Raw genomic sequence first — 15,538 nt, forward strand, 5'->3', positions numbered from 1 at the left:
GGAGAGGTATCTCTCCTCCTACTTTCCTGACGCGGAGCAGTAGCGTTAAAAAAAGAGCGTTTTCCCCTTTTCCGCTTACATCTTTTCACGCCTCAGCAAAAGCGGTATGACGGAAAGACCGGCTTGGTGATGCCGTTATCTGGCGGCGTGCCTGGTATGATAAATGTCATCCCCTTCATCCTTGCCGTGACGGGAATTGCCGGGCGTACCAGCCGATCTTGTCCACCCCCATCTTTCATAATTAAAGGGAGCGCATTCGATGCTTCCTTTAACACAAGACTTACACCATATTGTGATTGCCATTGCAATTTAGCTAAAAAGAGGGGTGTCCGTTTCGACATAGCATACGTTGGAATTGACAGCTCCTCTCAACCTGCCATAACGTTCCCGCCAAATATTTAATTTCCCTTAATGGAATAAGGCCTACCCTCATGAATATAAATAAAATGCAAATAGATCGCATATTGAATAATAACGTCGTGATTACGCTTGGGGAGAACAAACAGGAAACAGTGGTGATGGGTAAAGGCATCGGCTTTCAAAAAAAAAAGGGCGAATCGATTAATCCAGACCTGATCGAAAAAGTCTTCTCGCTCAACACGCCCTATAGCGATCATTTTAAATTCTTACTTGAACAAGTTCCGGCGAGTTGTATTAGTGCAGCGGAAGAAATTATCGAGCTGGCTAAAAATCGGCTGAAAACTAAGCTGCATGCCAGCGTAATAATTTCTCTTGCCGATCACCTTAATTATGCTTTACAACGCTTTGCTGAAAATATCAGCATCCCCAATACATTACAGTGGGAAATAAAAAAGCTGTACTCTTCCGAATTCGCCATCGGTAAAGCATCCATTCAGATTATTAATCGTCATACTGGCGTATTGCTTCCTGACGATGAAGCCGGATATATCGCTCTGCATCTTGTTAACGCTCAGTTAAATGACAATATGCAGAACACCATGAAAATAACCCGTTTTATCCAGGATATTCTCAGTCTGGTGCAGTATCATTTTACGCTGGAATACAATGAGGATGCATTAAGCTATCAGCGTTTCATCACTCACCTTAAATTCTTTGCTCAGCGTATTTTTGATCGTAATGGGCTTTGTTGAATAAATCAGCTTCAGGACGAGTGACTCTGTAGCTGACCGGGTTTTCAGGCAATACGCACGCTTTCTGGCATACCAGCCTTCGTTATTTTATTCAGCGCACGCACCATGCCCAAAGCCTCTGCTACCTGACCATCGTAATCACGCAGCGTCAGTGAACCTCCGAACAGTTGCTTTACCCTGTACATGGCCGTCTCCGCTATCGAGCGACGGTTGTAATCTGTTGTCCATTTCCACCGGGCATTACTCCCGGTCAGCCGCTGATTCGCTACTGCACGGTTACGGTCTGCGTACTCTACGGGCCAGTAACCCGCTCCTTTTCGGGGCGGGATGAGGGCACTGATTTTCTTGCGCCGCAGTTCATCGTGACAGAGTCGGGTGTCGTAAGCGCCGTCTGCTGCGGCTGCCCTGATTTTTCTGTGTGTCTGCCGGATAAGACCCGGGAAAGCTTCTGAGTCCGTGACGTTGTTCAGAGACAGGTCCGCGCAGATGACTTCATGTGTTCTGCTGTCAACGGCCAGATGCAGCTTCCGCCAGGTACGACGGCGCTCTTTGCCGTGATTTTTGACTTTCCATTCGCCTTCACCAAAAACCTTCAGCCCGGTGGAATCAATCACCAGGTGTGCGATTTCACCCCGGGTGGGTGTTTTGAAACAGACATTAACCGACTTTGCCCGCTTGCTGACACTGCTGTAATCCGGGCAGCGCAACGGAACGTTCATCAGGGCAAAAATGGAATCAATAAAACCCTGCGCAGCCCGCAGTGTCAGCCGGAACAGGCGTTTAATCATCAGGACGGTGGTGATGGCAAGGTCAGAATAGCGCTGAGGTCTTCCCCGTGATGAAGGCGTTGCCGACTCATACCAGGCATGAGTCGCTTCATCGTCCAGCCAGAAAGTGAGGGAGCCACGGTTGATGAGGGCTTTGTTGTAGGTGGGCCAGTTGGTGATTTTGAACTTTTGCTTTGCCACGGAACGGTCTGTGTTGTCGGGAGGATGCGTGATCTGATCCTTCAACTCAGCAAAAGTTCGATTTATTCAACAAAGCCATCGTAATGTTGTCAATAATGACGACGCGTCCCTGCCACAACTGGTAAGAAAAAAGTATGTCACCTCACACCAATGCGCAGAAAAAGTCAGTAAATACATTTCATTACATCATGACTATATCTTAACACAAGACGAACTTATGTTCCTGACCATACACATTGAGCAGTTGAGAAAATGATTTCTACGCCGCTAAAGAGGGGTGTAATCAAGTCCCTGTGAAGCAACTCACATTTAAGTAACTTTCATAAAAAAACACTTGAACAAGTAAAAAAATTACATTTATATATCGTTCACAACAGGATTGTTATCTTCACGTAGTGTCAGACTTGTCGAGCAAAACCTAACTAAAGCCTCCCGCTTTTATCTACTCCGGGTCGCCAAAGTTAGTTTTTTTTTGCTTCAAATTCGCGTAGTCAGTTATCCGACAAGAGGTTAATTCATGGGATATGCTATTTTATGCGATGAAATTATCGCAGGCGTTGGCGGTCGGGATAATGTTATCAGTGTTATTCACTGCGCGACGCGTTTACGTTTTAAACTGAAAGACAACCGCCGGGCGAACATCGACGAGCTTAAGGCGTGCGCGGGAATTATTACCGTTGTTGAGAGCGGCGGTCAATTTCAGGTAGTTATTGGTAGCCACGTCGGAGAAGTATATCAATGCCTGGCATCACGTTATTTTCCAGAAAATGAAAGCATGCATTCTGGCGAAGAAGCCTCGGAAGATGTACCAAAACCCAAAGGATTTAAAGCACTACTTAATGCTGCGGTAGATATTATATCCAGCATATTCGCACCACTGCTGGGTATATTAGTCGCAGCCGGACTCATTAAAGGTGTATTGATCCTTGCGGTGTTATTTCACTGGCTAGATAAAGCCAGCGGCACTTATAAAATTATCTTCGCCGCCAGCGATGCCGCGTTCTTTTTCATGCCGATTCTTCTGGGATATACGGCGGGTAAAAAATTTGGCGGCAATCCTCTCGTCACGCTGGTTCTGGGAGCCGCGCTGGTTCACCCTTCGATGATCGAGATTTTTAACGCCACACAGGCCGATCCCAAACTGCATTTCAGTTTTCTGGGCCTGCCCGTGACCTTTATCAACTACAGCTCTACGGTTATCCCGGTAATTTTCGCCGCCTGGTTCAGCTGCTGGCTTGAGAAACGTTTCAATCGCTGGCTGCATGCCTCGATAAAATCATTCTTCACGCCGTTTTTATGCCTGACGATCACTCTGCCCGCCACTTTCCTGCTGATTGGGCCACTGGCGACCGACTTCAGTCTCGGCCTTGGCCGCGGTTACATGTGGATCTGGCAGCTCAACCCGATGATTGCCGGCGCCGTATTCGGTGCGATGTGGCAAATTTGTGTGATATTCGGGCTGCATTGGGGACTGGCACCGCTGATGATCAACAACCTGTTGACCCGTGGGGTTGATACAATTTCGCCGCTGGTGCAGCCCGCCGTATGGGCGCAGTCTGGCGCAACGCTGAGCGTGCTGCTGCGCACCCGTAATTCCAGACTCAAAAGTCTGGCGGGTCCGTCGTTTATCTCCAGTATCTTTGGTATCACCGAACCCGCCGTCTACGGCGTCAACCTGCCGCTAAAACGGCCCTTTATCTTTGGCTGCATCGGCGGCGCGCTCGGCGGAGCCATCACCGGCTACTACCACGGCACCGCTTATGCCTTTGGCGCGCTGGGCATCTTTGGCTTCCCGTCATTTATCTCACCAAACGGCGTCGACAGCGGATTCTGGGGCATCTTGATCGGCTCGCTTGCCGCCTTCCTGTTCGCCTTCATCAGCAGCTGGCTGTATGGCGTGCCAGACGACCAACCCGAGAAGCCCGAGAAACTGCGTTCTCTGTCTACGACCTGACGTAACCCCATTTTACGCTGACCGAAATAGTGCGTGAGCCCGGCTCATGCAGGATTACTGCGCTCTTTTTTCACCATAAACGAGAAGGAATACACGATGAAAACCACATTCCCGACTGATTTCCTCTGGGGCGGCGCACTGGCCGCCAATCAGGTAGAAGGTGCCTATGACGTTGCCGGAAAAGGCCTTTCAACTTCTGACTATCAGCCACACGGCCTGATGTATCCGGCGACCGAACGCCCTGCCGGGGAGTTTAACCTCAAGGAGATCGCGATCGATTTCTATCATCGCTATCCGCAGGATATTGCGCTCTTTGCCGAGATGGGCTTCAAGACCCTGCGCACCTCCATCGCCTGGACGCGCATCTACCCGCGCGGTGATGAAGACGTGCCTAACGAAGAAGGCCTGGCTTTCTACGATGCGCTGTTCGACGAGATGCTCAAATACGGTATTCAGCCGCTTATCACCCTCTCCCACTACGAGATGCCTTACCATCTGGCTAAACATTACGGCGGCTGGGGCAATCGTAAGACCATCGGCTTCTTTGAACGCTATGCCACCACCGTCTTCAAGCGCTACCAGCACAAGGTGAAATACTGGCTGACGTTCAACGAGATTAACGTGTCGCTGTTCTCGTGCTTCACCGGGCTGGGACTGCCAGAGGGCAGCAGCGAACAGGCTGTCTATCAGGCCGTGCATCATCAACTGGTGGCCAGCGCCCGTGCGGTGAAAGCCTGTCATCGTATCATTCCCGATGCCAAAATCGGCAACATGGTTGCCGCCATGCCGTACTATCCCCTGACCTGTCATCCCGACGATTTACTTGAGGCACAGCGCAAAGAGCGCGAATGGCTGTTCTTCTTCGACGTGCAGGCACGCGGCGACTATCCGAGCCATATCCAGCGCCGTTTCAAAGAAAAAAACATCGTGCTCGAAATCAGCCCACAGGACAAAGAAGACCTGCGCGAAACCATCGATTTCCTGTCCTTCAGCTACTACATGAGCAGTTGTGCCTCTGCCGATAGAGACAAGCAACAGGCTACCGGCAACATTCTCAAGATGATCCCCAACCCTTACCTGTCGGCATCGGAATGGGGCTGGCAGATCGATCCGGCGGGCCTGCGTCATCTGCTGAATCAGCTGTGGGATCACTATCAGAAACCGCTGTTTATCGTCGAAAACGGGCTGGGTGCCAAAGACCGCCTTGAGGCCGACGGCAGCATTCAGGACGACTACCGCATCGCCTACCTCAATGACCATCTGGTGCAGGTTCATGAGGCGATTGCCGACGGCGTCGATGTGTTGGGCTACACCTGCTGGGGCCCGATAGACATCGTCAGTGCCTCAACCAGTGAGATGTCCAAACGCTACGGTTTCATCCACGTTGACCGCGACGATCACGGCGAAGGCACCCTACAGCGCCGTCGTAAGAAGAGCTTTGGCTGGTACAAACAGGTGATTGCGACCGACGGCGAATCGCTGGTGAGAGAGGCAAAAAAATGAAAAGTAAGCCGCTTCTGCTGACCGCGTTGTTAATGAGTATCGGCAGGCTGGCGCAGGCCGCCGACAGCGATTGCGCCCGCTTTGACACGTTGCTGCCAAAGGGCCCAGAAACACCGAGTATTGGCTCGGTGTGCGACACCGTCTTCCCCGAATGGGGCGGACTGCGTCAGGACATGGCGGATAACGGCTTCTTTGCTCAGGTTCAGCTGCTGACCAATCTGACCTATGACGTGGCGGGTAACTGGAAGAACCCGCCGAGCTACGTTGGACAGCGACTCACCACCGGTAACGTGGTGAGTACCAACGTGACCTATGACCTGTCTCGTATTGGTTTCACCGATAATGCCCAACTTAATCTGGGCGTGATGTATGCCTATAATAACTATCGCGGCAACGGGCAGGACGGCCACGTTGCCATCAGCGAATTGTCGGTGTATCAATCGCTGTTCCATAACCGGGTTATTCTGCACTACGGCTATTCTGCTTGGTTAAGCTATTTTTATGGCCTGTATCTCGGCAGCAGCACCGCGTCCTCAGCGCTTGGCCCCACCAGCGTGATGCTCAATCAGGCCGGTCTAACCAGCCTGAAACCCAGCCCAGGATTTGACGTGCGGCTGCTGTCTGAAAATAAACGCTGGTACGATCATTTTGGCGTCTCACGAAGCCAAAGCTCTGACGGATTAGAATCGGATTCGAAATACAACATCTACGGACTGCGCTGGAAAGTGCCTGATGCCGGTACACTAGCCATTAACGAAATGGGTTATCGCGTCAATTCGGATTACGGTTTGCCGATGATGTGGGTACGCGGTGGCTCGGTTTATAACAAAACGCCTTACTTCAACTACAACTCCGGGCAAGACGAAGATAATACCTGGTCACACTATCTTGCCGCGACCCGTCAGCTGACACAGCCCGACAGCAGTCTGCCGTTCCGTGGCTGGTATATCGACGGCAAAACTAACTACGCACCGCAGAACCGCAACGTGTTCAATGCCGATGCATCGTTAACCTTGTTCAGCATCGGGCCATTTGATTCACGGCCGTCGGACATGCTGTCGTTCGGCCTGGCCTATAACAAGTTCAGCGATGACGCCAGGCGCTACTTCGAGCGACACAACCAGCGCGCCGAGCGTTTCAGCACCACGGCATCAACGGCATATACTCTGCGGATTACAAACGGGATTTACTGGACCAATCAGCTGGCATGGACGCATCATCCTTCTGTCACGCCGAAGGAAGATGACGCCTGGAACCTGCTGACGCAGATTGTGGTTAATTTGTAGTTTGCGACAGGCGGGAAGGTTGACAGATTTTTGTTCAGGATGATGTTTCACGCGAGGCTTTCCCGCGCCCCGGCGAGGCAAGCTGCATCTCGTCGTAGGTTAGAAAAATTGCGCCTCCATTGCTTTGTGCGTAAAGGCGGAGCATCATCCAGCCCCTTTTATTCAGAGAAGAAAGGCGTGCGCTCATTTAAGCAGAAAGACCAGCACGAATTTCCTCGCGCTCAGCCAGTGTCAGATGCGCCACCGCCCCCCTGCGTTCATTGGGTTTTATCCCGCCAGTGTCTCTTAGCATGCCGAATATGGCCCCTGGTGTCGGTTCCAGGATTTTAGCTATCTCGCTAACGTCCTTACTATTCTTCCGCAGCTCAAAAACGAGCAATTTTCCTTAGCCGTAAATGTCCGCCTCATTCAAAAAATCTCTGTCACACGTCATTTCCACTTATATGTTGCCTTGATCAATTGAATCTACAATCAATTAGCGATAAAACGCTGTAAACACCGTCGATTGCAAGGCGAACTCAATAAACTTTACCAGCGCTGGCGAGTTTAGCTTGCGGCTCGGGTACACCAGCCACAGCTCATTACCTTCCATCTCCCATTCCGGCAGTACGCGTACTAAACGATGGTCAGCCATGGCGCCCTCGGTTAAAAAACGCGGCAGCAGCGTAATGCCCGCGTCGCCTAACGCACATTCGCGCGCGTAAACCAGATTATCAGTCAGATGGCCCGGCGGTAGCAGCCAGCGGTAATACTCTTTTTCCTGCTTCAACACCCATTCATTCCATGCACGATGGGCGATACAGCGATGAGCAGCCAGCTGTTGCGGATGAGTAATGAGCGAATGTTGTTCAAGGTAACTTTTCGATGCCACCAGCGTCCGTTCGCAATAGCCAACCCGACGACCGATCAAGGATGATTCTTGCGGCTGCCCGGTACGCAACGCAATGTCAAAGCCATCCTGTACTAAATCGCGAATATCATCCGAGACCGAGACGTCTAACATCACGTCAGGATAACGCTGCAAAAATTCCGCGTTACAGCGCGCCAGCAGCGTGGCACCAATACCCGCCGGGCTGGTAATGCGCAGCCGCCCACTGGGATTTTCACGCAGATTAGCCATCGTCTGGTCGGCGCGTTCGCTGGCCTGCATCATCTCCTGACAGTGCAGCAAATACCGTTCCCCTGCAAAGGTCAGTTTGAGCTGGCGTGTGGTGCGGTTGAGTAAACGGATGCCGAGACGTTGCTCCAGATGACTGATACGCTGACTCATGCTGGATTTGGGTAATCCGACACGTTGCGCCGCAGCGGTAAAGCTGCCGCATTCTGCTACCAGGGCAAACAGCGCCATATCCTGCCACTGACGAAACGTCATTGTTCACCTCAGACGAACACGCTATGAAAGATTGTCCATCTTATCATCATGAAATCGAGCTTCTACACTTAAGCCATCCAAACAGGAGAACAAATATGACGATTCGCGCTATTGCTGTTAATCCAGAACATCCACAAGAATTTATCGAAATTAACCCGGAAACACCGACACCCGGCGAATACGACCTTCGCGTAGAAGTGAAAGCCGCCTCCGTAAATCCGGTTGATACCAAAGTGCACAAAGGAGCGGTTAAGAACGGCTTACAGTTGCCGCGCATTTTAGGTTGGGATGCGAGCGGCGTGGTGCTGGAGGTTGGCAGCAAAGTCAGCAATTTTAAGCCTGGCGATGAAGTGTATTATGCCGGTGACATTACGCGTCCCGGCAGCAACAGTAGCCAACAGCTGATCGATGCACGCATTACCGGCCACAAGCCGCAAAACCTCGACTGGGCAGCGGCGGCGGCGCTCCCGCTGACTGCGCTGACCGCCTGGGAAGGATTATTTGAACGTCTTAACCTGCAAAACGCAACGGAAGATCAAACGCTGCTGATCGTTGGCGGCGCGGGCGGTGTAGGATCCCTGGCGATCCCGTTTGTGAAATTGCGCAGTAAAGTAAAAGTGATCGCCACCGCATCCCAGCAGGACTCAGCACAATGGTGCCGCGATCGCGGAGCGGATCAGGTCATCAATTATAAAGATATGATCGGCGAGCTGGAAAAACTTGGGCTTAAGCAGGTTGATTATATTTTCTGCCTGAACGATACCGATGGTCACTGGGAAACCATGGCCCAGTTGATCGCACCGCAAGGACACATTTGTACCATCGTAGAAAATGAACATCCGCTGTCGATGGATCAGTTGAAACTGAAAAGCGCTGCGCTGCATTTTGAATTTATGTATACCCGCAGCATGTTCACCACGCCAGATATGGCGCGTCAGGGTGAAATTCTGGACACCGTGGCTGAGTTGCTGGATGCAGGAAAGCTACAGACCACGCTGAATGAAACGTTACAGGGATTAAGCGTTGAGACGTTGAAGGCCGCGCATCAACGCGTACTGGAAGGTCATATGCGCGGCAAGGTGGTGATAGTTTATTAATGAGAGGGTTTCGCCCCGCCTGGACCTCTTCGACTGATGAGGCGGGACGGGGGAGGAAGAGCGGACAATAATTGTCCCTCGGATCACTGTCCGCTTTTCTCTCCCAGCATGCCTTTCACCAGCTCAATGCAGCGCAGAAAACGCGTGTCGTAATCGTCTTCTTTCACATGAATAAACTCAATATTGTTCTCACGTAGCATGGCCACCAGCATGGATTGAAACTCGCGACGATCCACCGAACTGCCAAGACTGCGTAACCCGTCAGCCACCCAGGGCACATTGTTTTCCAGCAAGATCACTAAATCGAAGCGATATTCATCGACTAATGCCTGAACGAACGGATGTTCGCGTCCTTCGTACTTCAGACAAAACGCCTGAGTAGTCACAAAATCGGTATCAATAAAGGCGACTTTATTCGCGTACTTCACGGCAAAATCGATATATTGTGCCTGGCCCAGCGCGATCTTATCGTAATCAGAATATTGCAGCGCCATTTCATCACCGCCCAGGTGGGAAAAGACATAATCACGGCCATATTCCCAGGCGCTGGTGGTATTAAAAATATTGGCAAGCTTGTTCACCAGCGTTGATTTACCGCTGGATTCGCCGCCCAAAATCGCTACGGTACGCACAAAAAACGGTTTAACTTCCGTTGGGATATATTCCCAGAAACGGAACGGATCCTGGCGAATTTGCGCACCGCTGATGCTCATAAATGATCGTTTAGGATCGACAAGCACCGTTGGGATGCCAAGGTGTTGTTGGTACATTTCCGCGTCGGGCGCTTCGCTGGTGTAAATACAGTCGGGCGCAATGCCATGTTCACCAAGAAATGTTTTTACGCCTTCGCTCCATACATCCCAGCCATGCGGATACGGTTCAATGCCCTCTTCATTGAATGCATGGATGCGGATATTTTTCTGGTGTTTAAACGTTTGTAACAACCAGCGCAAACGGTCGCTGACGGTCGGCTGCTGTGACATGGCGCTGTTTTCGAACAACTCGCGATCGCGCAACTCGTCATAGCCCATGATGATATGCAGTTCATCCACCTGACTACAGGCACGCTGGATCAGATAAATATGACCGGTATGAAGAGGATAGAATTTGCCGAAGACCACGCCGACGGTTTTATCCCGTCGTGGAAATTCCAGACCCAGGAAACGGTGTAGAGCTTCTAACTTTTGCGCGCTGGGGCTTTTGATTTTGGCATTAAGCAGTTGGCTCAAATAACCTTTAGTCATGCCGCTGGCATCCGCAACCTGTTGCAGCGTGTGGCCCTGCTGGCGAATAGCCGTTTTTAGATAGTCAAACGACGACATGTCGTGCCTCCTGCGTGATTAACAATTGGACAAGCAAACTGGCCCTCCTGGCACGCTCCACATTGCCGGTACAGCCAGGAGGGCATAACCATCGCGCTTACAGTTCGTCCAGAATTGCCAGCGCATCCGCCAGCTTTTTCGCACTGTAAATCTTCATTCCATCGATCGGTTTTTTCGGCGCGTTTCCAGCCGGTACAATGGCACGCTTAAATCCGTGTTTCGCCGCCTCCGAAATGCGTTCCTGACCGCTCGGCACCGGACGGATTTCACCCGCTAATCCAACTTCACCAAAAATCACTAAATCCTGCGGCAAAGGCCGATCGCGCAAGCTAGACACCATCGCCAGCATTAATGCCAAATCCGCACTGGTTTCAGTGACTTTCACGCCGCCAACCACATTGACAAAGACGTCCTGATCCGACATCTGCAACCCGCCGTGACGATGCAGCACCGCCAGCAAAATCGCCAGGCGATTCTGTTCAAGACCCACCGCTACACGACGTGGATTGCCCATCATTGAGTGATCCACCAGCGCCTGTATCTCTACCAGCAACGGACGCGTCCCTTCCCATACCACCATGACGGAGCTGCCCGATGTCACCTCATCGCCGCGCGACAAAAAGATGGCGGAGGGATTGCTCACCTCACGCATTCCCTGTTCAGTCATGGCAAAGACGCCCAGCTCATTTACGGCACCAAAGCGGTTTTTATGGCTACGCAGCGTGCGAAAACGTGAATCCGCATCGCCATCCAGCAGGACTGAGCAATCGATACAGTGCTCCAGTACTTTAGGGCCAGCCAGCGAACCGTCTTTGGTAACGTGACCCACCATGATGATGGCGACATCACGCGTTTTGGCGAAGCGCGTCAGGTAAGCAGCGGTTTCGCGGACCTGCGCCACGCTACCTGGCGAGGACTGAATATCAGCCATATGCATGACCTGAATGGAGTCGATCACCATCAGCTGGGGCTTTTCCTGTTCGGCGATCAGGCAGATTCGCTCAATGCTGGTTTCCGACAGCATATTCATATTTTCTGTCGGTAATCCCAGACGATGGGCGCGCATCGCGACCTGTTGCAGCGACTCTTCGCCCGTGACGTACAGCGTTTTCATCGCTCCCGCCAGTTTGCACATCACCTGTAACAGCAGCGTCGATTTTCCTGCGCCCGGATTCCCGCCTATTAAGATGGCGCTGCCTGGCACGACGCCGCCACCTAATACGCGGTCGAACTCTTTGAAAGTGGTCGAGAAACGCGGTAACGCTTCCAGACTGATTTCAGACAGTTTTTGTACCCGGCCTGGGCCTACGCTGCCCGCATAGCCGCTTAAACGCTCATTACGCGCTGCCGCTGGCGAGGTGGCGATACGCACCTCAGTGATGGTATTCCAGGCGTGACAGGCGCTACACTGCCCCTGCCAGCGTGGATAATCTGCGCCGCATTCATTACAGACAAATGCGCGTTTTGCCGCTTTGGCCAAATCAATACCTCTGTTAACGCTCTTCGTGAATAAGACTGCCGCTGAGAATGCAGAACACGCCCAGCAAATCGGCATGGCGAATGGTAACGTGCGTCTGTTCATTCACCTTAGGTTTAGCATGATAAGCAATACCCAGTGCTGAGGCTTTAATCATCGGCAGGTCATTTGCGCCGTCGCCAACCGCCACGGTTTGTTCGGGGGCAATATCAAAACGCTGCGCCAGCTTTTTCAGCGTGTCAGCTTTATATTGTGCATCAACAATCGGACCCGTTACTTCGCCGGTCAGTTTGCCGTCGCGAATTTCCAGTTCGTTCGCGACGATAGCCGCCAGATGCAGCTTATCGCGCAGATATTCGGCGTAATAAGTGAAGCCGCCGGACGCAATGGCCACCTGCCAGCCAAGCGCTTGCAGTTTTTGCACCAGCGTGGTTAAGCCCGGCATTAACGGCAGTTCGTCACGCACCTGTTTCAAAATATTGGCATCAGCATCTTTTAATGTGGCGACACGCTGACGCAGACTGGCAGTAAAGTCGAGTTCACCACGCATGGCGCGCTCAGTGACAGCCGCAACCAAATCACCACTGCCCGCCAGTTTGGCGATCTCATCGATACATTCGATTTGAATGGCGGTGGAGTCCATGTCCATGACCAACAGACCGGGCGTTTTCAGATGCGGAATTTTGCCTAACGGGGCCACATCCAGTCCGGCATTATGTGCCAGTTGACTGGCGAACGGCGTCAGCGAGCCCGCCAGGCGAATCACCTGATACTCATCCACGTTCCAGGCACTGACGATCACCATCGCAGCACCGAGTTGATGCTGATAATCGGTCAGTCGTTGTTTATCCAGTCCGCGACCGTAAAGTAACCAGCCAGTACGACCCGCGCGGTAATCCAGCGGCATCACTTCATCGCCGCTGAGGGAAAGGGGCAACCCCGGCCAGAGTGAGACATCGGCGGGCAGATCGCACCAGGTAAGACGATTTGGCATTAGAGCTCCTGTAGGCACAACAAAACCACGCAAGAGGCTACCTTGTCTGCGCCGCTTCTGGCAACATAATCTCCAGGCTTTCTGTTGTGGCGTGACACGGGTTAGTGATGGCTAAAATTGCATTGAAATTTCGCTTACATCGCACGGTGATTGTACTTATCTCGATGGCGCTGTTAGTTGTCCTGATGCAAGGTGCGTCCTGGTTCAGTCTTGGTCATCAGATGGCGCGCTCAGAACAGGTAGAGGAGCTGGCGCATACGCTGACGAATCAGGTGGCATTTAGTTTGCAACCATTGATGGACAATAGCGAAGATAATCGCAGCAAGATCGAAGGCATTCTCAATCAGATGACTTCAAACAGCCGCATTCTTGATGCGTCGGTTTATGACGATGACGGCAGTTTGGTCGCGCACAGCGGCGAAACTATTAGTGTTCGCGATCGCCTGGCGCTCGACGGCAGCTATTTCAATCATCAAATCGTCCAGCCGCTCGGCAATAGCGACGGTCCGCTCGGCTTTCTGCGCGTCACGCTGGATACGCATGTGTTGGTAACCGAATCGCGTCAGGTCGATAACACCACCAATATTTTGCGTCTGATGATGCTGCTGGCGCTAGCTATTGGCATCATTCTTACCCGGACTTTACTGCGCGATCGCCGCACCCGCTGGCAACAATCCCCGTTTTTACTGACGGCCAGCACGCCAGTGAAAGAGGATGAGGACGAAAATATCGTGGCTGGCGAAGAGAAAAAACGTCTGGATATATAGGATCAAATCCACAATCCAGCTTGCCGTCCGTCTGGCAATGAAACCAGAAGCTTCAAATACTCACACCATCCTTTATATTAAGCGGGAATGTGAGTAATTGGATTACAGCATTCCAGACAGCGTTAAGACTTAAGGATGGCTTCCAGTTCAGAGATGGTCTTGACCTGCCAGGTGGGAGTAATATGCGCAGGCAGCGGGCGCGTACCGTGATCCAGCCAGCATGTCTTCACGCCAGCATTCATGCCGCCCAGAATATCGGATTCCGGCGTGTCGCCCACCATCAATACGCGCTCACGATGTGGATGACCTAATAATGTAAGCGCATGATCAAAAATCTTCACATCCGGTTTGGGCACGCCAACTTGTTCAGAAATCACAAGCGCATCGAAGTAATCACGGAAACCCGTCCGCTCCAGTCGGGTTTGTTGTAGCGCAGTGAAGCCGTTGGTAATAATCCCCATTTTGACCTTACCGTGCAGCAGGTTCATCAGGCTGACCGCACCTTCCAGCGGCGTACAGATTTCGGCCATCGCTGAGAGAAAACCGCTGTTGAGGATCTCAGGCGAAATATTGAGTTTTTCACTCCAGCTGTTGAAGCGGCGGGTTTGCAGCTGCAACGCGGATAGGGTGCCGTTCTGGTAATCGACCCATAGCGGCTTATTAACCGACTGATAATCAGCGTAATCCTGATCGGTAAAATGGACATCGTAACCGGCGAACAGCCGCTGCAACCCGGCGTAAGCATCAAAATGAAAAAGGGTATCGTCGGCATCAAACAGGATACAATCCCAGTTTTCTATCATTAGAACTCCTTTAAATCCTTACAGCGTCAGCGCCATGATTAGCGCATCTTCACGTCCGCTGGCGGTAGGGTAATAGTTGGGGCGACGGCTGACCTGATTGAATTCCAACTGTTCATATAGCGCGATAGCAGGCAGGTTTGAGGCGCGAACTTCCAGCCAAAGCGTCATAACCTCACGCTGAATCAGTTGATCGATTAAATATTGCAGCAACTGGCGACCTAAACCCCGCCGTTGATACGCGGGATCGACCGCAATGTTGAACAACGAGGCTTCATCCAGCACCACCTGGGTGATGGCGAAAGCGGCTAACTTGCCGTCTACTTCAAGCCGGAGATTTAAAAAACGTTCGCCTTGATTGCTGGCAAAAGTTTGCTCACTCCAGGGAAAAGCATGGCTGCGGCGTTCAATGTTCAATGCCTGCGTCAGATCGTCAGGGGTGAGGAAAGAGATGGCTGTCATGGTTACACATTTGTTGCCAGAGTGCGCGCCTGGCTGCGCCACTGCTGATCAGTTCATTGAGGGAGGCGCTCGATAACGCGACGCCATTAAACGGTTGCTCACTTTCAACACCGAGCAACCAGCCTGCGCAATCCAGCGTTTCCGGCAACATTTGCAGCTGCTCCGGCGTCACCATCATCACCTGCGAGCTTTGCAAATGAAGCGTATGCAGCACGTCACGAATCAGCGGCTCCTGTAAGCCAGGCGGCGTTTCAGCCACAATCACTAAGCGCGTATCCGCTGCCAGCGTGACGGCAATTTCGCCCTGCAGTACGCGCGGACGGCGCAGTTGATACTGCATAATCCCCATTTGCTGTAAAAGCCAGTCGCGCCTGGACGTCATGGTGTTACCTGCTCCGCTGCCTGAATGCGACGTTATGCTAGC

Annotated in this window: 15 protein-coding genes and 2 pseudogenes; 7 read left to right on the forward strand and 10 right to left on the reverse strand. The window is 52.0% G+C overall.

Annotated elements, in window-relative coordinates; all coding sequences use genetic code 11:
• Nucleotides 1–431 precede the first annotated feature (431 nt).
• Complete coding sequence (licT, locus tag H2P46_RS03905; RefSeq protein WP_238938919.1) at nt 432–1,112, forward strand: BglG family transcription antiterminator LicT; 681 nt, start codon at nt 432–434, stop codon at nt 1,110–1,112.
• A gap of 44 nt (nt 1,113–1,156) precedes the next feature.
• Here the strand turns inward: licT and H2P46_RS03910 are convergent, their stop codons facing one another.
• Nucleotides 1,157–2,125 carry an IS5 family transposase gene (locus H2P46_RS03910; RefSeq protein ID WP_193403199.1) on the reverse strand — a complete coding sequence of 323 codons (969 nt, stop codon included), beginning with the start codon at nt 2,123–2,125 and terminating at the stop codon, nt 1,157–1,159.
• A 19-nt stretch (nt 2,126–2,144) separates the two neighbouring features.
• Here H2P46_RS03910 and H2P46_RS03915 point away from each other — a divergent pair, with 19 nt between their 5' ends.
• The 4 genes from H2P46_RS03915 to H2P46_RS03930 all read left to right on the forward strand — a co-directional run bounded on the left by H2P46_RS03915 (nt 2,145) and on the right by H2P46_RS03930 (nt 6,823).
• Nucleotides 2,145–2,336 carry a PRD domain-containing protein gene (locus H2P46_RS03915; protein ID WP_338103631.1) on the forward strand — a complete coding sequence of 64 codons (192 nt, stop codon included), beginning with the start codon at nt 2,145–2,147 and terminating at the stop codon, nt 2,334–2,336.
• A 261-nt stretch (nt 2,337–2,597) separates the two neighbouring features.
• Complete coding sequence (locus H2P46_RS03920) at nt 2,598–4,034, forward strand: PTS transporter subunit EIIC (RefSeq protein ID WP_193403879.1); 1,437 nt, start codon at nt 2,598–2,600, stop codon at nt 4,032–4,034.
• Nucleotides 4,035–4,130: 96 nt separating this feature from the next.
• Entirely contained in the window at nt 4,131–5,537 is a 1,407-nt protein-coding gene (locus tag H2P46_RS03925; RefSeq protein WP_193403880.1) for a glycoside hydrolase family 1 protein, read from the forward strand.
• Nucleotides 5,534–6,823 (forward strand): carbohydrate porin, encoded by a 1,290-nt coding sequence (locus H2P46_RS03930; protein ID WP_193403881.1) that lies wholly within the window; start codon nt 5,534–5,536, stop codon nt 6,821–6,823. Before H2P46_RS03925 ends, H2P46_RS03930 begins: the two co-directional genes overlap by 4 nt.
• A gap of 37 nt (nt 6,824–6,860) precedes the next feature.
• On the opposite strand, the pseudogene H2P46_RS22875 reads toward H2P46_RS03930, so the two are convergent.
• From H2P46_RS22875 to H2P46_RS03940, 3 genes and pseudogenes are all read right to left on the reverse strand, one after another.
• A pseudogene (locus H2P46_RS22875) lies at nt 6,861–7,010 on the reverse strand (STY4528 family pathogenicity island replication protein); the annotation flags it as partial.
• 3 nt (nt 7,011–7,013) lie between these two features.
• Nucleotides 7,014–7,231: pseudogene (locus H2P46_RS03935) on the reverse strand (IS30-like element IS30H family transposase); the annotation flags it as partial.
• A gap of 67 nt (nt 7,232–7,298) precedes the next feature.
• On the reverse strand, nt 7,299–8,195 hold the full coding sequence (locus H2P46_RS03940; protein ID WP_193403882.1) for a LysR family transcriptional regulator: 897 nt from the start codon (nt 8,193–8,195) through the stop codon (nt 7,299–7,301).
• Between the two features lie 95 nt (nt 8,196–8,290).
• Here H2P46_RS03940 and H2P46_RS03945 point away from each other — a divergent pair, with 95 nt between their 5' ends.
• Nucleotides 8,291–9,292: a zinc-binding alcohol dehydrogenase family protein gene (locus H2P46_RS03945; protein ID WP_193403883.1), complete on the forward strand. Its 1,002-nt coding sequence runs from the start codon at nt 8,291–8,293 to the stop codon at nt 9,290–9,292.
• Between the two features lie 83 nt (nt 9,293–9,375).
• On the opposite strand, the gene nadR is transcribed toward H2P46_RS03945, so the two are convergent.
• The 3 genes from nadR to serB form a co-directional block, all read right to left on the reverse strand.
• Nucleotides 9,376–10,614: a multifunctional transcriptional regulator/nicotinamide-nucleotide adenylyltransferase/ribosylnicotinamide kinase NadR gene (nadR, locus tag H2P46_RS03950; RefSeq protein WP_193403884.1), complete on the reverse strand. Its 1,239-nt coding sequence runs from the start codon at nt 10,612–10,614 to the stop codon at nt 9,376–9,378.
• Between the two features lie 97 nt (nt 10,615–10,711).
• The gene (gene radA / locus H2P46_RS03955; protein WP_193403885.1) at nt 10,712–12,094 is read right to left on the reverse strand and encodes a DNA repair protein RadA; all 1,383 of its coding nucleotides are present in this window, start codon (nt 12,092–12,094) and stop codon (nt 10,712–10,714) included.
• A 13-nt stretch (nt 12,095–12,107) separates the two neighbouring features.
• Nucleotides 12,108–13,085, reverse strand: a complete 978-nt coding sequence (gene serB, locus H2P46_RS03960; protein WP_193403886.1) for a phosphoserine phosphatase — start codon at nt 13,083–13,085, stop codon at nt 12,108–12,110.
• A 107-nt stretch (nt 13,086–13,192) separates the two neighbouring features.
• On the opposite strand from serB, the gene H2P46_RS03965 reads away from it, so the two are divergent.
• Nucleotides 13,193–13,852, forward strand: coding sequence for a YtjB family periplasmic protein (locus tag H2P46_RS03965; protein WP_193403887.1), 660 nt, complete (start codon nt 13,193–13,195; stop codon nt 13,850–13,852).
• Nucleotides 13,853–13,974: 122 nt separating this feature from the next.
• Here the strand turns inward: H2P46_RS03965 and yjjG are convergent, their stop codons facing one another.
• From yjjG to H2P46_RS03980, 3 genes are read right to left on the reverse strand one after another with little or no spacing between them, the layout of a single operon-like run.
• Complete coding sequence (gene yjjG / locus H2P46_RS03970) at nt 13,975–14,655, reverse strand: pyrimidine 5'-nucleotidase (RefSeq protein ID WP_193403888.1); 681 nt, start codon at nt 14,653–14,655, stop codon at nt 13,975–13,977.
• Nucleotides 14,656–14,673: 18 nt separating this feature from the next.
• Nucleotides 14,674–15,114, reverse strand: coding sequence for a ribosomal protein S18-alanine N-acetyltransferase (rimI, locus tag H2P46_RS03975; protein WP_193403889.1), 441 nt, complete (start codon nt 15,112–15,114; stop codon nt 14,674–14,676).
• The gene (locus tag H2P46_RS03980) at nt 15,086–15,496 is read right to left on the reverse strand and encodes a DNA polymerase III subunit psi (RefSeq protein WP_193403890.1); all 411 of its coding nucleotides are present in this window, start codon (nt 15,494–15,496) and stop codon (nt 15,086–15,088) included. Before H2P46_RS03980 ends, rimI begins: the two co-directional genes overlap by 29 nt.
• Between the last annotated feature and the right edge of the window lie 42 nt (nt 15,497–15,538).

The organism is Mixta mediterraneensis (assembly GCF_014946725.1).
GTDB lineage: Bacteria > Pseudomonadota > Gammaproteobacteria > Enterobacterales > Enterobacteriaceae > Pantoea > Pantoea mediterraneensis.

Coding starts and splice junctions, on each gene's coding strand:
- H2P46_RS03980 (WP_193403890.1), bottom strand. CDS start 15,496: ATGACGTCCAGGCGCGACTGGCTTTTACAGCAAATGGGGATTATGCAG.
- serB (WP_193403886.1), bottom strand. CDS start 13,085: ATGCCAAATCGTCTTACCTGGTGCGATCTGCCCGCCGATGTCTCACTC.
- nadR (WP_193403884.1), bottom strand. CDS start 10,614: ATGTCGTCGTTTGACTATCTAAAAACGGCTATTCGCCAGCAGGGCCAC.
- H2P46_RS03945 (WP_193403883.1), top strand. CDS start 8,291: ATGACGATTCGCGCTATTGCTGTTAATCCAGAACATCCACAAGAATTT.
- H2P46_RS03930 (WP_193403881.1), top strand. CDS start 5,534: ATGAAAAGTAAGCCGCTTCTGCTGACCGCGTTGTTAATGAGTATCGGC.
- H2P46_RS03925 (WP_193403880.1), top strand. CDS start 4,131: ATGAAAACCACATTCCCGACTGATTTCCTCTGGGGCGGCGCACTGGCC.
- rimI (WP_193403889.1), bottom strand. CDS start 15,114: ATGACAGCCATCTCTTTCCTCACCCCTGACGATCTGACGCAGGCATTG.
- H2P46_RS03940 (WP_193403882.1), bottom strand. CDS start 8,195: ATGACGTTTCGTCAGTGGCAGGATATGGCGCTGTTTGCCCTGGTAGCA.
- yjjG (WP_193403888.1), bottom strand. CDS start 14,655: ATGATAGAAAACTGGGATTGTATCCTGTTTGATGCCGACGATACCCTT.
- H2P46_RS03965 (WP_193403887.1), top strand. CDS start 13,193: ATGGCTAAAATTGCATTGAAATTTCGCTTACATCGCACGGTGATTGTA.
- H2P46_RS03920 (WP_193403879.1), top strand. CDS start 2,598: ATGGGATATGCTATTTTATGCGATGAAATTATCGCAGGCGTTGGCGGT.
- licT (WP_238938919.1), top strand. CDS start 432: ATGAATATAAATAAAATGCAAATAGATCGCATATTGAATAATAACGTC.